General features: G+C 59.2%; 2 protein-coding genes. Both read right to left on the bottom strand.

Going from position 1 to position 1,220, the window contains the following annotated elements:
* Nucleotides 1-319: hypothetical protein (locus EOA29_RS37015; RefSeq protein WP_127222428.1), on the bottom strand; the 319-nt coding region annotated here is incomplete at its 3' end.
* A complete protein-coding gene (locus tag EOA29_RS37010; RefSeq protein ID WP_127222429.1) occupies nucleotides 316-579 on the bottom strand; it encodes a hypothetical protein in 264 nt (87 codons plus the stop codon). The genes EOA29_RS37010 and EOA29_RS37015, both read right to left, overlap by 4 nt.
* Nucleotides 580-1,220: the final 641 nt, after the last annotated feature.

Raw genomic sequence — 1,220 nt, 5'->3', positions numbered from 1 at the left:
CTCTCTGTTCGAGCGTTTCTGTCCCTTGGCCATGTCCGAATGTCCTTTCGATGAGCATTATGCCGCCGTCCGACGCTTCGTCGACCGGCTCCAGCCTGTCCTCCGTCACCACCCGCTCGTGCGGTTCGGCGTCGCTGCGAATGCGGTATTGCGGCGAGTTTCCCCTCGGCGGCAGGGTACGGGTGATGCGGTAGATTTCGCCGGTATTCGGACCGAGGCCGAGACCGCCCTTCAGCCGGACCGCCTGTCCGATGTCAAAAAGACGTGCCGGGGCTCCGTGCTGGATGGGGCGTGCGTTGCGTTGCATGAGGGTGGTCATGGTTGTCTCCGGTCCTTGTCGAGCGCCGCCTCGAGTGAGGCCGGTTCGATTGGCACCAATTGCTGCGTGGACCCCTTCGCGGAGATCGCTGGCAGGTGAATGAACGTGGCCACGCGGCGCCATGCGGTGCGGGAAGCCCCTTCGAGAGACTCCTCATCGAGATCGACGCGATACTCTCCGGCCGGCTGCGGCGCATCGAAACCCGGCAGCATAAACGCCGCATTGAAGCGAACGATGGTCGGCGTGGTGCGAGTGGTCACTTGCGGCTTTCTGCGGAAGCGCGCATGCGCCTTCCGCTTCAATTCGAAGTCGAACCCGCGAAACAATGTCCGATGCCGCCAGTACATCCGTGGTCAGCGCTAGCATCATTTCAGGGTTCGAACGAAGCGAGACGCCGCGCCGGGAGCGGCGCAATGCATTCACTATCGAAAATTCGGAGGCGGATGGCGAGGATTCACTATGACGAAAGCCACCTCGACCAAATCAACGAATTTTATATATGCGCCCCAATTGCGCTGCGAACAAGGCGGTGGCGGCGTTTTATTTTTCTTGGTTAAATAAAAAAGCCAAACACAGGGTCAAGAAATCGGCAGGAATTCACCTCATCCAGGGCGATATTTTCTGAGTCTCGCAATTATTCCGACCGATAATTTAGCGGGCGTGGCAAATAATTTCGGTGCTCCTATCTATCGCGAGGCAAGCGGTCTATAGAAGGATATGCACACCCGTTCCGCCACAAGAAAGAAGTTGCCCCTGAAGCTTAGTCGCCCGATAGCCATGCCGACCGTGAAGCTTGGCATCCCGAGCATATCCGGGGTCGTGTCCGTGCGTGAACCGCCTCGGATGTTCGGTATGCTTGCCACGAAGGCGCCGCTCGTTGTCACGGCGGGGCGGGGGAGCG

It is taken from the genome of Mesorhizobium sp. M1E.F.Ca.ET.063.01.1.1 (assembly GCF_003998155.1).
Classification (GTDB): domain Bacteria; phylum Pseudomonadota; class Alphaproteobacteria; order Rhizobiales; family Rhizobiaceae; genus Mesorhizobium.
This window is presented reverse-complemented; position numbering and strand designations above follow the sequence as displayed.